Below are 227 nucleotides of genomic sequence, written 5' to 3' on the forward strand. Positions count from 1 at the left end.
CGTCCTCGGCGGCGTCCCGGGCGGCCGGGTGGGGCAGGCGTGCCTGGACGGCGGCGGCGACGAGCGCCATCAGCGGGTCCTTCTTGAAGCCCCACAGTTCCACCGCGTTGGGGTCGTACTTGGCCGGGGCCTTGGTGGGGGCGTTCCGCACGGTGAAGCGGAGGTGGCCGTTCTCCAGCCCGGCCGACGGCTGCCACTCCACGGCGGCTATGTCGGCCAGGGCGAGC

Annotated in this window: 1 protein-coding gene; it reads right to left on the minus strand. The window is 74.4% G+C overall.

The genetic code is table 11. The features are described from left to right. Positions 1-227, minus strand: a 227-nt coding sequence (locus B7L92_RS41915) for a DUF4429 domain-containing protein (RefSeq protein WP_255310746.1), incomplete at both ends; no start/stop codon positions are given.

It is taken from the genome of Streptomyces viridosporus (assembly GCF_002078235.1).
In the GTDB taxonomy this organism is placed as follows: Bacteria; Actinomycetota; Actinomycetes; order Streptomycetales; family Streptomycetaceae; genus Streptomyces; species Streptomyces viridosporus.